Here is a 15,062-nt window from a genome sequence, read left to right as displayed (position 1 = left end):
TCTCTCGGCGTTTTCACTCAGGCGGTTCGCATAACTGTCACAAAGCCAAGGAAGAACATGATTCGGATTAAGGATCAGTTGGCAATAACGCTCATGTTTCTTCCACTGGCTTTGGCGACATAGAGTGCCTTGTCGGAAGCGCCGATCAAGTCGTCGATTGATTGTTGCGATGTAGGGCTGCACCCACTAACGCCCAGGCTGACCGTGGCGGTGCCTTCAGTGCTGTCGCTGTGCTCGATTCCAGCTTGTTGAACTGCACGCCGAATTTTCTCTGCAACCAGAAATGCACCGACATAGTCAGTCCCAGGCAACACCACGGCAAACTCCTCGCCGCCATAGCGCGCAGCGAGATCACCGGGACGCTTGATGTTTTCCTTTATGATCGTGCTGATGGTGCGTAAACATTCGTCCCCGGCCAAATGACCGTATTGATCATTGAAGCGCTTGAAGTGATCGACATCGATCATCAGGAGAGCAAGGCTCCCCAGGTTACGCTTGGCACGTCCCATTTCTGCTTGAATGAAAAGGTCGAACTGGCGCCGGTTCGCAAGCCCTGTCAGTGAGTCCTCCAAGGCTAACAACTCGAGGGTTCGATTAACCTCGATCAATTTATCCTGAGCGCCCAGCAACTCGTTCTGAATATGATTTTGTTGCCTGATAAGCCTGATCAGCCGATAGCCGAGCACGATCAGAATAACCAACAGCAAAGAAACTATCCCCGCGCTCAGCAGCGACTCCTGTCGCCAGCCCGTCAGGACTTCGTCCTTGTTGAGTGCTGCAAATATGATGAGTGGATAATCAGCGACTCGCCGAAAACCCACCACTCGCTCCACACCATCCACATAGGATTTAACGGTTGCGGTACCAGAGTTCCCTTTAGGCAAGAGTTGCGTGAATAGCGGACCATTGGCGATGCTGGTACCAATTTCAGCTTCGTTGAAGGGGCGGCGTACGACGATCCTGGCGTCGGTTGATATCAGATTGATAACTCCGTTACCACCGATATCGATGCTGTTGTAGAGCTGAAGAAAATGATCGAGGTAGAGGGTTGCCAGCACCACGCCGGCAAAACTGCCATCAGGATGATTGATCCTGCGCGACACGGGCATGACCCATTCGCCCGTGGAGCGGCTTTGTATCGAGGGCCCAATATGCGGGCCGCGGTCCGGATGCTCGCGATGAAAAATAAAATATTCACGGTCGGAGTTGTTGGCATTCGGCGGCATGATCCCGCTCGAATTCGCTATCCACTCACCTTTTTCGTCATAGATGAACAGGCCGTGTAACTGAGTCAGTTCGTTGCGCTGGGCATTCAGCAAACGCTGTAATCTGGGTAACTGATTGTGGCCCATCCCATCGATTTCGAGGCGCTCCACCAGACTGAACAAGACGGTGTCAGCTTGCTTGATCGACGCTTGCGCTTGCGACGCCAAGGTCTGCGCAAGGTTTGACATCGCTATTTCTTTGTCATGCAAATGATACTGGCGCGAGCTCCAGCTTTCCCAGATAACCACTGCCACCAGTGACAGACATACCGCCATCAGAAAAAGAATTGCATATCGAACCTTGAACTTGGTCTCAGGCTTTTCAAACGTTAGAGGTTCGGGCCTGGCGATAGGATTTTTAAAAGTTTGTTGTGGCATGACGCTCCCTGAAACCTGATGAATGGCGACATTCCCTTCGCCATTTTTAGCCACCTGCCTCGCCCGCTTGTTGCGTTTGGGTGGTGTGCAACTGTGCATCGTCAGAGGTGATGATAGGGGGATTTACACGAGAAGTGTTCCGGATGAGTAATTAGCTATAAATCACGACATTCTCAGGTGTGCATAGATAGCGCGACGCCCTGGCGTAATGGCTGAGATAGACTCTTTCTGGAGCGGTATTTTTCTTCAGGCATAAAAAAACGGCCTACCTTTCGGTAAGCCGTTTTTAGTACTTGGTGGCTACACAGGGACTTGAACCCCGGACCCCAGCATTATGAATGCTATGCTCTAACCAACTGAGCTATGTAGCCAAGTGGCGCGCATTATTCGCCGATAACGGAAAAGCGTCAAGCGATTTTATTGAAAATTTATCTACGCTATCAACTGTTTATCGAAAACCCTCTGTCAGCAGGGGTGATGGGCACCGGTGAAACCACTGGCTGGCCTGTTCATAGGCATGGGCCAGTTGCAGTACGGCGAAGTCAGCGTGATGGCGGCCGATGATTTGCAGACCCATGGGCAGGCCGTTTTGGCTGAAGCCAACCTGCACGTTTGCCACCGGGCAGCCCGAGAGGGTGCCGGGGATGACCACTTCCATCCAGCGGTGATAGGTGTCCATGGTCACGCCTTCGATAGCGGTCGGCCAAGGGGTGGTTTTATCGAACGGGAAGACCTGGGCGCTGGGCAGCAGCAGGTAGTCGTAGCGTTCGAACAGTTGGCTGATGGCGCGATACCAGTTGCTTCGGGTCACCGAGGCGGCGTAGACGTCGCTGGCGGAGAGCTTCAAGCCATTTTCGATTTCCCAGCAGGCTTCCGGTTTTAACTGCGCGCGCTTTTGCGGGTCGGCATAGGCTGCGCCAAGGGAGCCGGCGACCATCCAGTGGCGCAAGCTGCGCCAACTGTCCCAGAGTTGTTGTGGAGAGAAGTCCGCCTGCGCGGCTTCAACGCTGCAGCCGATGGCTTCAAAGTCGGCTAAGGAGCGCTGGCAAAGCTCGAGGATGCCTTTTTCCATCGGCAGATAGCCGTTGAAGTCGCCGAGCCAGCCGAGGCGCGTGCCTTTGAAGTCGCGCTCCAGCGGTGCGGCGAAGGCGCTACCGGACTCAGCGATAGACAGCGGTGCTCGCGCATCCGCGCCGGCCTGTATCGAGAGCAGCAGCGCGGCGTCGCGTACGCTGCGCCCCATGGGGCCTTCGTAGCCGAGTTGGTCGATGAACAGTTCGGCGCTGTCATCGAACGGCACCCGCCCCTGGGACGGACGAAAGCCAAACACGTTGTTGAACGCCGCCGGGTTGCGCAGTGAACCCATCATGTCGCTGCCGTCGGCCACCGGCACCAGGTGCATGGCCAGGGCTGCGGCGGCGCCACCGCTGCTGCCGCCAGCGGTTTTGCTCGGGTCGTAGGCGCAGCCGGTGGCGCCGAATAACGGATTGTAGGTTTGCGAGCCGAGGCCGAATTCCGGCGTGTTGGTTTTGCCGATGATGATCGCCCCGGCGGCCTTGATCCGTTCGGTCATGATGCCGTCGCGTTCGGGCACAAAATCCTTGTACAGCGGTGAGCCAAGGGTGGTGCGGATGCCACGGGTCAGCGACAGGTCCTTGATCGCATGGGGCAGACCATGCATCCAGCCACGGTAGAGACCGCGAGCCAGTTCCGCATCGCGAAGGTCAGCCTGGGCCAGCAGTTCATCGACCGGTTGCAGGCTGATCAACGCGTTGACCAACGGGTTGAAACGCTCTATGTGGGCAAGATAAGCCTGCATTACCTCCCGACACGACACGTGGTGCAGGCGAATGCGTTCGGCGAGTTCGTGGGCCTGCAGCAGGACCAGTTCGCTGATGGTAGTAGAAGTCATTAAAACGCTGCCTTTTAGACGGCTGGAAAAACGCCCCGACGCACTGGCGGGGCGGTCGGGTCAACGCATCAGGTTGGTCCACAGACGGTCGGCAAGACGGATCGCGCCTTCGCCGCAGGTCTTGCTGAACACTACGTGGGTGCCGTCCGGGATGTGCAGTTCGGGGGCGTCCTTGAGGCTGGCGTCGAGGAACGGTTCCACGCCCTTGATCGGGCTCTGATGCTTGAGGAAGTTCTGGGTCATCGCGGCGTTTTCCGGCTGGCTGAGGAAGGCGATGAAGGTCTTGGCATTAGTCGGGTTTTTGCTGCCCTTGGGAATGACCATGTTGTCGACCCAGGCCAGTACGCCTTCTTTCGGGTAGAGGTAGCGCAGGCTCGGTTTCATCTCACGGGCGCGCATCGACGAACCACCCCAGAAGGTCGACATGTCGATTTCGCCCGAGGCCAGGTTCTCGCGGATCGAGCCGGCCTTGGAGCTGTAGGTTTTGACGAAAGGTTTTTGCGCCTTGAGCAGGGTCAGCACTTGTTGCATCTGTTTCGGGTCTTCGCTGCACAGCGGGATGTTCAGGTACAGGCTGGCCATGTCGACCACGTCACTCACCGAGTCGAACATGTTGACCCGCCCTTGCAGCTCCGCTGGCGGCTCGTAGAGAACTTTGTAGCTGTCCGTCGGGCCTTTGTAGCGCTCGGTGTTCAGTACCACGCTGGTGGTGCCCCAGATGAACGGCACGGAGTACGCGCCTTCCGGGTCCCAGGTGGGTTTTTTCAGGTTGTCGGCGATGCTGGCGTAGTAGGGCTGGTTGACCGGATCGAAGCGCTCGAGCAACTGTTCCTTGATCAGGATCGGGATGAACTGGTGCGACGGAATCGCCACGTCATAACCTGCGCCGCCCTGTTTGAGCTTGGCCAGCAGGGTCTCGTTGGAGTCGTAGGAATCGACGGTGACTTCGATACCGGTCTGTTTCTGAAACTTAGCGAGAATCTCCGGCGAGAAATAGCCGCTCCAGCTCACCACGTTCAACTTTTCGGCCGCCTGAACACTGCCGAGCAGAGGCAATGTCAGTAACAAAGAGGTGCTGAAGCGTGCGATCAACGTGCTCATGGTATTTCCCCAAAGTGGTTGGCGTGTTCAGGTTTTCTTTTTGCCCAGCAGCGAGGAGAGGCTGACGAGCAGCACCGAAACGGCCAGGATTAAAGTCGAGACGGCGTTGACGTCGGGTGTCACGCCCATTCGCAGCAAGCCGAAGATGAAGATCGGCAACGTGGTGGTGCCCGCCTGGGAGACCATCATCGAGATCACGAAGTTATCCAGCGAGACGATGAAGGCCAGCATCAGCCCGGAGACGATCCCCGGCATCAGCAGCGGCAGGGTGACCTTGCGAAAGGTCCGCCAGGGACCTGCGTAGAGGTCGGCCGAGGCGTGTTCCAGGGACAGGTCCATGTCGTTGAGCCGCGCGCGGATCGGCAGGTAGGCGAAGGGAATGCAGAACACCGTGTGGGCGATGATCAGGTTGCCGTAGCCGAGCGACAGGCCGATGGTCGAAAACAGTGCCAGCGTGGCGACGCCAACGACGATTTCCGGTAGCACCAGCGGCAACATGATTGCGCCCATGGACAGTTGCATCCCTTTGAATTTGGCGCCGCGTGAGGTGCCGAGTGCCGCCAGTGTGGCAATCGCGGTGGCGATCATGCTGGCGCACACGGCGATCAGCAGGCTGTTGCTGGCGGCCTGGCGCAACGCCTGATTGGCGAACGCCGCGCGGTACCAGTCGAGGCTGAAACCGGTCCAGACCGTGGCCGATTGGTTGGCGTTGAAGGAGAACACCACCAGCACCACGATCGGCGCATAGAGGTACAGATAGAACAGGAAGCTGAAGCCGTCGAAGCCCGGGAAGTCCTGCACGCTGAGCCCGTTTCGTTTGAGCAGACGCAACATTACTCACCTCCTTTGGCGAGGCGCTGGCGCTCTGCGCGCAGGGCGTAAAGGGTCAGTACCAGCATCACTGCCGCCATCAGCACCAGGGACAGGGCCGCACCGAACGGCCAGTTACGGGCGTCACTGAATTGCCGGAAGATCAGGTTGCCGAGCATCATTTTGGTCCCGCCACCCAGCAGTTCCGGGGCAATCATCGCGCCCAGGCATGGGACGAAGGTCAGGATCGCGCCAGCGAAAATCCCCGGTTTGGCGATCGGCAGCACCACTTTTATCAGCGTCCGCCAACGCCCGGCATACAGGTCTTGCGCGGCTTCCAGCAGTCGGATGTCCATTTTTTCCAGGGTGGCGTAGATCGGCAGCACCACGAATGGCGCGTAGGTGTAAACCAGCCCCAGCAGCACTGCGCCGTCGGTGTAGAGCAGTTGCAACGGTTGATCGATCACGCCGAGCCCCATCAGGCTGTTGTTGATCACCCCGGTGTTGCGCAGCAGCAGAATCCAGGCGTAGGTGCGGATCAGCAGGTTGGCCCAGAACGGCACGGTGATCAGAAAGATCAGCAGCCCGCGACGATGGGCCGGCTGCATGGCTAGCCAGACCGCCACCGGAAAACCGATCAACAGTGTGATGACCGTGGTCAGCCCGGCGATGCCAACGGAGCGCAGGGCAATGATCAGGTACGAATCGGCAAAGGCCAGGCTGTCGTCCAGTTGCCGCTCGAACAGCAACGAGGTGTAGGCGTCGGTGCTGAAGACTTTGTTCACCCCGCCGTAGGGGTTGGCTTCCATTAGCGAATAGCCGATTACGATCAGAATCGGCACGAGCAAAAACAGGCCAATGGCGAGCAGCGCGGGAGTGACCCCGAGAAAACTGCCGAAGGCCTTGCGCCGTGCCAGGGTGGTGGATATCGGTAAAGCGTGCATGGGAATCCCTCGCTCAATCCAGCAAAACGCTGGCACTGCCTCGATCGAACAGCAGGCCGGCCCGGCTGTTGACCGGGAAGCGCTGGCTCAGGTCGACGCTGTTGGGCGTACGCACGGTGAGGCGCGAACCGTCAGCCAGGCTCACCTGATACTGCAGGTCGGTGCCCAGATAGATTTGCGCTTCGATCCGGCAGGGCAGCGCACCGGGACTGCCTTCCGGCAACAGGTGCAGGCGTTCCGGACGCACCGAGAGCGCCACGCTGTCGCCGATGGCTACGTCGCTGCAGGGCTGAGCCGGCAAGGGATGACCGGCAGGCCCGTCGAACCAGGCCAGCCCGGCCTCGACCCGCGTGACCCGACCTTCGATGAAGTTGGTTTCGCCGATAAAGTCGGCGACGAAGCGATTGTGCGGGCGCTCGTAAATGTCTTCCGGGCGACCGACCTGCTGCACTTCGCCTTCGGACAACACGGCGATGCGGTCAGACATGGTCAGCGCTTCTTCCTGATCATGGGTGACGAAGATGAAGGTGATGCCGGTCTTGGCCTGAATGGTTTTCAGCTCTTCGCGCATCGCCTGACGCAACTTGAGGTCCAGGGCCGAGAGTGGTTCGTCAAGCAGCAGCACCTTGGGATGCGGCGCCAGTGCCCGGGCCAGAGCAACCCGTTGCTGCTGGCCACCGGACAATTGTGCAGGGCGGCGCGTGGCGAAGCGTTCCATCTGCACCAGGGCGAGCATTTCCCGTACGCGTTCGGCGATCTGCGTCTTGCTCAGGCTTTTGCCCATGGGCTGCGATTCGAGGCCGAAGGCCAGGTTCTCGGCGATGGTCATGTGCGGGAACAGCGCGTAGTGCTGGAATACGGTATTGACCGGACGCTTGAACGGCGGGCGGTCGGCGATATTTTCGCCAAAGAGCAGGATCTCGCCCTGGGTCGGAAACTCGAACCCGGCGATCATCCGCAAAAGGGTGGTTTTGCCACAGCCGGAAGGGCCGAGGAGGGTGAAGAACTCGTTGTCGCGGATATCCAGGTCGATGCTTTTCAGCGCCACCGGACCGGTTTGCGGATCACCGTAAACCTTGCGTACTGAGCGAATGGACACAGCCAGCGTTTGCAGCGAATGCAGGGCATTCATGCGTTACCTCCGATTCCCCCATCGCCCGTTCGAATACTGCTCTGTATAGAGCCGCGTCTTCAGGCCATGGATATTATTTTTGTGGGCAGGATCGAGATGCTTTCGGGTGTGTAGCGAGCCGCGTCGGCGGGCTCTTTGTTGTGTTCTTGTTGTTCTGTTGTGGCTTGATTATCAGTGAGGGGTTGCGGGCGCGAAACTTCAATTTTAACATAGGAGCTGTTAAATAATTTAATAGCTAAAGGCGGTCAACCCCAATGCCTAACCATCGTTTGCCGCCACTCAATGCCGTACGTGCTTTTGATGCGGCGGCACGCTTGGGGAGCTATGTTGAGGCCTCTAAAGCGCTGCACGTGACCCAGCCAGCGATTGGCCGGCATGTAAAGTTGCTTGAGGAGTGGCTGGGCGTGCAGCTATTCGAGCGGACCTCACGGGGGGTTGTGCTGACAGTCGCCGGGCAGAAATACCATCACAAGATTTCCGCGGCTTTGCAGTTGATCGTTGAGGCCGGGCAGGAGTTGCAGCCCAAGGATTCCGAACGCTGGCTGCGGATCATGGTGGTACCGGGCTTCGCCAAGCGCTGGCTGACGCCCAGACTTGAGGCGATGCGGCATCTGCGACCGGGTTTGAAGTTCGCCATCGAACCCAACTCGACCTTTACCGACGTAGACGGCAAGAGCGCAGATCTGGGTATTGCTTATGGCCTGGATGGGCAATACGCCAACTCCCGCGCGACCTTGATCTGCCCGCGAGTTTTTCCGATTTGTACGCCGGGCTATCTGGCGAGCATCGAGCCGATCCACAGCCCGGTCGATCTGGTGAAACATAACCTGATCCACTTTGATGACGGTGAGTGGTGGAACATGTGGTTTGCCGCCAACGGTCTGGATATTCACCTGAATTCCGACGTGTTGTACGTCAACAATGACCACGCCTTGTCGGTGGCTGAAAGCGGCCAGGGCATTGCTCTGGCCAACGAAGTGCTGGTGCGCGATGAACTCGAGGCCGGCACTTTAGTGCGAGCAGTCGAGGCCCAGGTGAAACTCGAAAGCTATCGCGTACTGACGCCGTCGGCTGCGCTTTCGGCCGATGTGGAATGGTTTATCCAGTGGCTGGCGACGTCGCTGGAGCAAGAGTTTCCAGAGGCGTTGGTTGACGCATGATGGTGAAGCGAGCGCAACTCCTGTGGGAGCGTGGCTTGCCCGCGATCGAGCGCGAAGCGGTCGCAATTCATTCAACGCAATCTATCTGAAAATACGCGGTTGAACATTTTGCGACCGCTTTGCGCTCGAACGCCGCGTTCGGCAGCTGCTACGGGGGCCCCTCAACTCAACCGAAACCTCCCCGTATTCTCGCTCAGCGCCTTACTGCCCTGACTCAAGGTGTCCGCCGCGCGGTTCACTGCTCGCGCGCCCTCGAGCAGGCGCACGGCCGCTTGATCGACCTGTTGAATATTGCCGCTGACTTCATCGGCGGTGCTGGCTTGCTCATCAACAGCCGTAGCGATCTGTGCCAGCGTATTGGTGACGCTTTGCACCGCGTTGGCAATTTCCCCCAGGCGTTCGCCAAGCCCGGTCACGGCCAGGGCATCGGTTTGCGCTTGACCGCACGCGGCCTCCATCAGGGTCACGGCTTCGTTCACCGTGGCCCGCAGGCTATCGACGGTGCCGGCGATTTGCGCGGTAGAGGATTGAGTGCGCTGTGACAGGCTGCGCACTTCATCGGCCACCACCGCAAATCCACGGCCTTGCTCACCGGCCCGAGCCGCTTCGATGGCGGCGTTCAGCGCCAGCAGGTTGGTTTGCTCGGCGACCCCGCGAATGGTGTCGACCACCAACTGGATTTGCTGCCCCTGCTCGCTGACCCGGCCAAGGGCTGCTGCGGTGTCGTTCAGGCGCTGGTTGAGTTGCTGGATGCTGGCAGTGGTCCGCTGGCTGTCACGGCTGCTGTCGGCGGCGATGCGCTGGGTGTGCTGGGCGCTGCCGGAGGCTTGTTCGCAACTCTGCGCAACGCCTTGTGAGGTGGCGGCCAATTGGGTCGCCGCCGCGGCGATCTGACTGATCTGCAATTGCTGCGCTTCGACCTCGCCCAGCGCGCCGCTGGAGTGGTCGTTGAGGGTCCGTACCGCGTTGCTCAGCTGCAGGGTTTCGTGATCGACCCCGAGCATACTGGTGCGCAACTGCACCACGGCAACGTTGAGCGCAGTGCTGATGGCGGCCAGCTCATCGCGCCCGTGTACCGGTACTTGCAGGGACAGGTTACCGTCACGCAGGGCTTCGGCCAGCAGGGTGATGCCGCTGGCACTGCGGCGGATCGATGCCTGCAAGCAGATGAACAGATACAGCGCCGCCAACAGCAGGCAACCGAAGATCGTCGCCACCAGGATGAATTGGCGAATGGCTGAGCTGTGGTAGTCATCCAGGCGGTTGTCCAGCGACACCAGTGACTGTTGACGCAACGACGCCAAATCAGTGAGGAGGGCGTCGAGGCTGCGCTCGAAGTCTTCCGGCTTGAGGTTGATGCTGCCACCGAACACACCGTCATCCAGAACTTTGAGGCCCGCGTCGAGGTGTTTGAGGCTGTCGTGGTATTGCCCGGCCCACGACTGCAAGGCGCTGGGCAGTCGGGCTTCGAGCAGACTGCCGGTTTTCATCAGCTGTTCGCGGGCATCACCGATGCGGCTGCGCAGGTCCCGCAGTTGCAAGCGGCTTTGCAGGGTGAATTGTCCGGATACCACGGAAGCCTGGCCGACGCTGGCGAGGCGGCCGACCCGTTCGATCAAGTCCGGAGCGTGTTGAGTGGAGATCTGCGTCAGCAGGTAGGTTTCCAGCCACGGGGCGAGGATGAGCCGGTTGTCCATGGCGATCTGCTCGCGCAGGGCTTGCAGCGCGCTCAGCGCGGTGGTGAAACGCTCATAGCCATCTGGCCACCAGCCGACACTGCTCAGGCTTTTGGAATCCAGGCCATTGAGGGCCGCTTGTAGCGCTTGATAGCGACTCAAGGTGTCACCGACCGCGCCTTCGGTTTGCAGGGTAGTGCCGAGGTCGTTGGCGGCCTGGTTAAGGGCGGGCTGAACCGCATCGAACGCAGCCACGGCGGCGAGCGTCGCGGGCGTTGGTTGACGGTTGGTTTCCGTGGCTCGCCAGCGAGCGGCACGATCACGCTGAGCGGCGAGCAGGTTGTCCAGCGTGTCGAGGGCCAGCAACTGGCGAACCCCGGCACGCTCACCGGAAATCAGGCTCAGCTTGTCGCCATAGTCCTGGCCGATCATCCACAGGCTGCCCATCAGCGGCAGAATGAACAGCAGGAACAACAGCTGAAACTTGCGGGCAAAACCGAAGCGCCCCAGCAGTCCAATTCCCGGTGATAGAAAAGCCTGCATGCCCGACTACTCCTCTGGGCACCACGCACTAATGGCGTGCAGTCCTGGCGGTGTGGCCTGGACCTGTGCCCTCATAAAAGGCCTCGAAAGTTCACCCGCGCAGGCGCCTGTAGGGCCCGCCCTGTAGCGAAACTTCCCATTATCGGTTCCCTTTGTAAGGGGCCGCGTTGAAGCGGATAAGCAAGGCAAGATTCAGACCATGGCTTTGAGCTATCACTTAACGGGTTCTGAAACTTGAAGTCGTTAGCAGGCTAAGGGGATGGCTTTGCTGCACCGAAAAATGGCACATTGGTGCACCTGCAAGTCTGCACCCATCTGCTGTATGGAAACTCTCATGGCAATCAGTAACCTTCAGACCTCCACGAGCCCGGCTTCAGCCGCCCCGCAAACCAGCCCTTTGGTCATGCGCATCATCGGCGCCGTGGCCCTGGCGCATTTGATCAATGACCTGATTCAGGCAGTACTGCCGTCGATCTATCCGATGCTCAAGGCCAACTACGGGCTGACCTTCACTCAGGTCGGTCTGATCACACTGACCTTTCAGCTCACCGCTTCGCTGTTGCAGCCCTGGGTTGGGTATTACACCGATCGCCACCCCAAGCCCTACCTGCTACCGCTGGGGATGGTCAGCACGTTGATTGGCATCTTGATGTTGTCTCAAGTCGGCAGCTTCCCACTGATTCTGTTGGCCTCGGCGTTGATCGGCATCGGCTCTTCGACCTTTCACCCGGAAGCGTCCCGGGTTGCGCGATTGGCATCGGGCGGGCGTTATGGCTTGGCGCAGTCGACATTCCAGGTCGGCGGTAATGCCGGTTCAGCGTTCGGGCCGTTGTTGGCGGCAGCGATCATCATCCCATTCGGCCAGGGCAATGTTGCCTGGTTCGGATTGTTCGCGGTGTTCGCCCTGGGCGTTCTGTATGCGATCAGCCGTTGGTACGCCAATCACCTGAACCTGTTCAAGCTCAAGCAAGGCCAGGCCGCGACCCATGGTCTGTCCAAAGGTCGGGTGTTGAGTGCATTAGTGGTGCTCGGGTTGCTGGTTTTTTCCAAGTACTTCTACATGGCCAGCTTCACCAGCTACTTCACCTTTTACCTGATAGAGAAATTCGACCTGTCGGTGGCCAGCTCGCAGCTGCATTTGTTCCTGTTTCTGGGCGCGGTAGCGGCGGGAACCTTCTTCGGCGGCCCAATCGGCGACAAGATAGGCCGTAAGGCCGTGATCTGGTTTTCGATCCTCGGCGTGGCGCCGTTCACACTGCTGCTGCCGCATGTGGACCTGTTCTGGACCAGCGTGCTGAGCGTGGTGATCGGCTTCATCCTGGCCTCGGCATTCTCCGCCATTGTGGTTTACGCACAGGAACTGGTGCCGGGTAACGTTGGGATGATTGCCGGGGTGTTCTTCGGTCTGATGTTTGGTTTCGGCGGGATTGGTGCGGCGCTGCTTGGGCATCTGGCCGACCTTCACGGCATTGAGTACGTGTACATGTTGTGCTCGTTTCTGCCGTTGTTTGGAGTGTTGGCGATCTTTCTGCCGAGAACCAGGAAGGCCTGATTCAGTACAAAAAACACTGGATTGGTGGTGAGTCCAGCCACTTTTTTCAGACACAAAAAAGCCGCGTCGAGACGCGGCTTATTCTTGGGTGTTTCTTTACACGTTGAAACGGAAGTGCATCACGTCGCCGTCTTTGACGATGTAGTCCTTGCCTTCCAGGCGCCATTTACCGGCTTCTTTGGTGCCGGCTTCGCCTTTGTACTGAATGAAGTCGTTGTAGGCGATGACTTCGGCGCGGATGAAGCCTTTTTCGAAGTCGGTGTGGATAACACCGGCCGCTTGTGGTGCGGTAGCACCGACTTTTACGGTCCAAGCGCGAACTTCTTCGACACCGGCTGTGAAGTAGGTCTGCAGGTGAAGCATCTCGTAACCGGCGCGGATCACGCGGTTCAGGCCAGGCTCTTCGAGGCCAAGGGCTTCGAGGAACATGTCTTTTTCTTCACCGTCTTCGAGCTCGGCGATTTCCGCTTCGATCTTGTTGCAGACCGGTACCACGATCGCGCCTTCTTCTTCGGCAATGGCCTTGACCACGTCCAACAGCGGATTGTTTTCGAAGCCGTCTTCAGCGACGTTGGCGATGTACATGACCGGTTTGGTGGTCAGCAGGTGGAAGCCACGGATCACAGCCTTCTCGTCAGCGCTCATGCTCTTCATCAGGCTGCGCGCAGGCTTGCCTTCGGTGAAGTGAGAGATCAGTTGTTCCAGCAGGCCTTTCTGGACCACTGCGTCCTTGTCACCGCCCTTGGCGTTGCGGGTGACTTTCTGCAGTTGCTTTTCGCAGCTGTCGAGGTCGGCGAAGATCAGCTCGAGGTCGATGATCTCGATGTCGCGTTTCGGGTCGACGCTGTTGGAGACGTGAATCACGTTCTCGTCTTCGAAGCAGCGGACCACGTGGGCGATGGCATCGGTTTCGCGGATGTTGGCCAGGAACTTGTTGCCCAAACCTTCACCTTTCGAGGCGCCGGCTACGAGGCCCGCGATGTCGACGAATTCCATGGTGGTCGGCAGGATGCGCTTGGGATTGACGATGGCCGCCAACGCGTCCAGACGCTTATCCGGCATCGGCACGATACCGGTGTTCGGTTCGATGGTGCAGAAGGGGAAGTTCTCGGCCGCGATACCGGACTTGGTCAGGGCGTTGAACAGGGTGGACTTGCCGACGTTAGGCAGGCCGACGATGCCGCAGTTGAATCCCATGGTGTTTCCCCTCGGATAAGAGTCAGGCCTTCTGGCTGTGCAGGTTTTTCATCGCACGGTTCCATTCACCGGCGAGGATATCCGGCAGCACGCCGAGGGCAAAATCGATGCTGGCATCCAGCTTTTCCTGTTCTGCGCGTGGCGCTCGACCCAGGACAAAATTGGAAACCATGCTGGCGACGCCTGGGTGGCCGATGCCAAGCCGCAAGCGGTGAAAAGTATTCTGATTGCCGAGCTGCGCGATGATGTCGCGCAGGCCGTTATGACCGCCATGCCCGCCGCCCTGTTTGAGCTTGGCTACGCCGGGTGGCAAGTCGAGTTCGTCGTGAGCTACCAATATCGCTTCCGGTGGGATGCGGTAAAAACCGGCAAGCGCCGCTACGGCCTGACCACTTCGGTTCATGAACGTGGTGGGAATCAGCAGACGAACATCCTGACCCTGGTGTGTGTAACGCCCGGTCAGGCCAAAAAATTTGCGCTCGGGCACCAAATTGATGCGTTGGGCCGAGGCGATGCGCTCAACAAAAAAGGCCCCTGCGTTATGCCGGGTCTGTTCGTATTCGGCGCCTGGATTTCCCAGGCCAACGATCAGTTGTATGGCAGTCACGTCAAGGGCCCTTCCTTGGAGTTGTGGATAACATCGCCGCGTTGAGATTGTGCGGCGAAAGTGGACGAAAAATGCTCATTTACCATTATGTAAACTCCGCGTTCTCGCCCGCTTTCTCGCTACGCTCTAGTCCGCGATGTTTCCAACAATCTCCGGCGTACAGAGTGAATTACTCTGCAGCGCCTTCTGCAGCTGGAGCAACACGTGGAGCGTGAACGTTGGCAACAGCCAGGTCGTTACCGTGTGCCAGAGCTACGAACTCAACGCCGTTAGGGGCTTTGAGGTCAGACAGGTGAATGATCGAGCCAACTTCGGCATCAGCCAGGTCGACTTCGATGAATTCAGGCAAGTCTTTTGGCAGGCAAGAAACTTCGACTTCAGCAACAACGTGCGAAATTTCGCCGCCTTTCTTGATCGGAGCTTCTTCGCCAACGAAGTGTACTGGTACGTGAGCGGTCAGTTTCTGGCCAGCTACAACGCGTACGAAGTCAGCGTGCAGCACATGGCCTTTGGCCGGGTGACGTTGCAGAGCTTTGATCACGACGTTTTGCTTGGTGCCGCCAACGTTCAGCTCGATGATGTGGCTGTAAGCCGCTTCGTTTTCGAGCAGTTTGGCAACTTCTTTGGCCAGCATGCTGATGGATTCAGGGGCTTTTTCGCCACCGTAAACTACAGCTGGAACCAGGCTTGCGAGACGACGCAGGCGGCGGCTCGCACCTTTCCCCAGGTCGGAACGCACTTCAGCATTCAGAGTAAAATCGTTCATGTTGTATCTCCAAAATAAC

General features: G+C 58.6%; 12 protein-coding genes and 1 tRNA gene. 2 read left to right on the top strand and 11 right to left on the bottom strand.

What is annotated here, in order from left to right; genetic code table 11:
* Nucleotides 1–74 precede the first annotated feature (74 nt).
* From ACN1C3_RS21475 to ACN1C3_RS21445, 7 genes are all read right to left on the bottom strand, one after another.
* Nucleotides 75–1,697 (bottom strand): diguanylate cyclase, encoded by a 1,623-nt coding sequence (locus ACN1C3_RS21475; RefSeq protein ID WP_419117765.1) that lies wholly within the window; start codon nucleotides 1,695–1,697, stop codon nucleotides 75–77.
* 240 nt (nucleotides 1,698–1,937) lie between these two features.
* A tRNA-Met gene (locus tag ACN1C3_RS21470) sits at nucleotides 1,938–2,014 on the bottom strand.
* Nucleotides 2,015–2,091: 77 nt separating this feature from the next.
* Nucleotides 2,092–3,555 (bottom strand): amidase, encoded by a 1,464-nt coding sequence (locus ACN1C3_RS21465; protein WP_419117764.1) that lies wholly within the window; start codon nucleotides 3,553–3,555, stop codon nucleotides 2,092–2,094.
* 60 nt (nucleotides 3,556–3,615) lie between these two features.
* Nucleotides 3,616–4,656 (bottom strand): extracellular solute-binding protein, encoded by a 1,041-nt coding sequence (locus tag ACN1C3_RS21460; RefSeq protein ID WP_419117763.1) that lies wholly within the window; start codon nucleotides 4,654–4,656, stop codon nucleotides 3,616–3,618.
* A gap of 27 nt (nucleotides 4,657–4,683) precedes the next feature.
* Nucleotides 4,684–5,490, bottom strand: coding sequence for an ABC transporter permease (locus tag ACN1C3_RS21455; protein WP_419117762.1), 807 nt, complete (start codon nucleotides 5,488–5,490; stop codon nucleotides 4,684–4,686).
* Nucleotides 5,490–6,410 (bottom strand): ABC transporter permease, encoded by a 921-nt coding sequence (locus ACN1C3_RS21450; protein ID WP_419117761.1) that lies wholly within the window; start codon nucleotides 6,408–6,410, stop codon nucleotides 5,490–5,492. The genes ACN1C3_RS21455 and ACN1C3_RS21450 overlap by 1 nt, the downstream gene beginning before the upstream one ends.
* Before the next feature lie 13 nt (nucleotides 6,411–6,423).
* On the bottom strand, nucleotides 6,424–7,542 hold the full coding sequence (locus tag ACN1C3_RS21445) for an ABC transporter ATP-binding protein (RefSeq protein ID WP_419117760.1): 1,119 nt from the start codon (nucleotides 7,540–7,542) through the stop codon (nucleotides 6,424–6,426).
* A gap of 254 nt (nucleotides 7,543–7,796) precedes the next feature.
* Between ACN1C3_RS21445 and ACN1C3_RS21440 the strand changes: the two genes are divergently transcribed.
* Nucleotides 7,797–8,702 carry a LysR substrate-binding domain-containing protein gene (locus ACN1C3_RS21440; protein WP_419117759.1) on the top strand — a complete coding sequence of 302 codons (906 nt, stop codon included), beginning with the start codon at nucleotides 7,797–7,799 and terminating at the stop codon, nucleotides 8,700–8,702.
* A gap of 161 nt (nucleotides 8,703–8,863) precedes the next feature.
* On the opposite strand, the gene ACN1C3_RS21435 is transcribed toward ACN1C3_RS21440, so the two are convergent.
* Nucleotides 8,864–10,921, bottom strand: coding sequence for a methyl-accepting chemotaxis protein (locus tag ACN1C3_RS21435; protein WP_419117758.1), 2,058 nt, complete (start codon nucleotides 10,919–10,921; stop codon nucleotides 8,864–8,866).
* 334 nt (nucleotides 10,922–11,255) lie between these two features.
* Here ACN1C3_RS21435 and ACN1C3_RS21430 point away from each other — a divergent pair, with 334 nt between their 5' ends.
* Nucleotides 11,256–12,473, top strand: coding sequence for an MFS transporter (locus ACN1C3_RS21430; protein ID WP_419117757.1), 1,218 nt, complete (start codon nucleotides 11,256–11,258; stop codon nucleotides 12,471–12,473).
* Between the two features lie 96 nt (nucleotides 12,474–12,569).
* Here the strand turns inward: ACN1C3_RS21430 and ychF are convergent, their stop codons facing one another.
* The 3 genes from ychF to ACN1C3_RS21415 all read right to left on the bottom strand — a co-directional run bounded on the left by ychF (nucleotide 12,570) and on the right by ACN1C3_RS21415 (nucleotide 15,043).
* Entirely contained in the window at nucleotides 12,570–13,670 is a 1,101-nt protein-coding gene (gene ychF / locus ACN1C3_RS21425; protein WP_419117756.1) for a redox-regulated ATPase YchF, read from the bottom strand.
* Nucleotides 13,671–13,692: 22 nt separating this feature from the next.
* Nucleotides 13,693–14,277 (bottom strand): aminoacyl-tRNA hydrolase, encoded by a 585-nt coding sequence (gene pth / locus ACN1C3_RS21420; RefSeq protein WP_419117755.1) that lies wholly within the window; start codon nucleotides 14,275–14,277, stop codon nucleotides 13,693–13,695.
* A 169-nt stretch (nucleotides 14,278–14,446) separates the two neighbouring features.
* Complete coding sequence (locus tag ACN1C3_RS21415; protein WP_419117754.1) at nucleotides 14,447–15,043, bottom strand: 50S ribosomal protein L25/general stress protein Ctc; 597 nt, start codon at nucleotides 15,041–15,043, stop codon at nucleotides 14,447–14,449.
* Nucleotides 15,044–15,062: the final 19 nt, after the last annotated feature.

The organism is Pseudomonas sp. H11T01 (assembly GCF_048515765.1).
Taxonomy (GTDB): Bacteria; Pseudomonadota; Gammaproteobacteria; order Pseudomonadales; family Pseudomonadaceae; genus Aquipseudomonas.
The sequence above is the reverse complement of the archived record's forward strand: the minus strand, read 5'-3'. Positions and strand labels throughout refer to the sequence as shown.

What these genes read in the sequence shown, in the direction of transcription:
- ACN1C3_RS21465 (WP_419117764.1), bottom strand. Translation starts at nt 3,555, where the DNA reads ATGACTTCTACTACCATCAGCGAACTGGTCCTGCTGCAGGCCCACGAA.
- ACN1C3_RS21460 (WP_419117763.1), bottom strand. Translation starts at nt 4,656, where the DNA reads ATGAGCACGTTGATCGCACGCTTCAGCACCTCTTTGTTACTGACATTG.
- ACN1C3_RS21455 (WP_419117762.1), bottom strand. Translation starts at nt 5,490, where the DNA reads ATGTTGCGTCTGCTCAAACGAAACGGGCTCAGCGTGCAGGACTTCCCG.
- ACN1C3_RS21450 (WP_419117761.1), bottom strand. Translation starts at nt 6,410, where the DNA reads ATGCACGCTTTACCGATATCCACCACCCTGGCACGGCGCAAGGCCTTC.
- ACN1C3_RS21445 (WP_419117760.1), bottom strand. Translation starts at nt 7,542, where the DNA reads ATGAATGCCCTGCATTCGCTGCAAACGCTGGCTGTGTCCATTCGCTCA.
- ACN1C3_RS21440 (WP_419117759.1), top strand. Translation starts at nt 7,797, where the DNA reads ATGCCTAACCATCGTTTGCCGCCACTCAATGCCGTACGTGCTTTTGAT.
- ACN1C3_RS21435 (WP_419117758.1), bottom strand. Translation starts at nt 10,921, where the DNA reads ATGCAGGCTTTTCTATCACCGGGAATTGGACTGCTGGGGCGCTTCGGT.
- ACN1C3_RS21430 (WP_419117757.1), top strand. Translation starts at nt 11,256, where the DNA reads ATGGCAATCAGTAACCTTCAGACCTCCACGAGCCCGGCTTCAGCCGCC.
- ychF (WP_419117756.1), bottom strand. Translation starts at nt 13,670, where the DNA reads ATGGGATTCAACTGCGGCATCGTCGGCCTGCCTAACGTCGGCAAGTCC.
- ACN1C3_RS21415 (WP_419117754.1), bottom strand. Translation starts at nt 15,043, where the DNA reads ATGAACGATTTTACTCTGAATGCTGAAGTGCGTTCCGACCTGGGGAAA.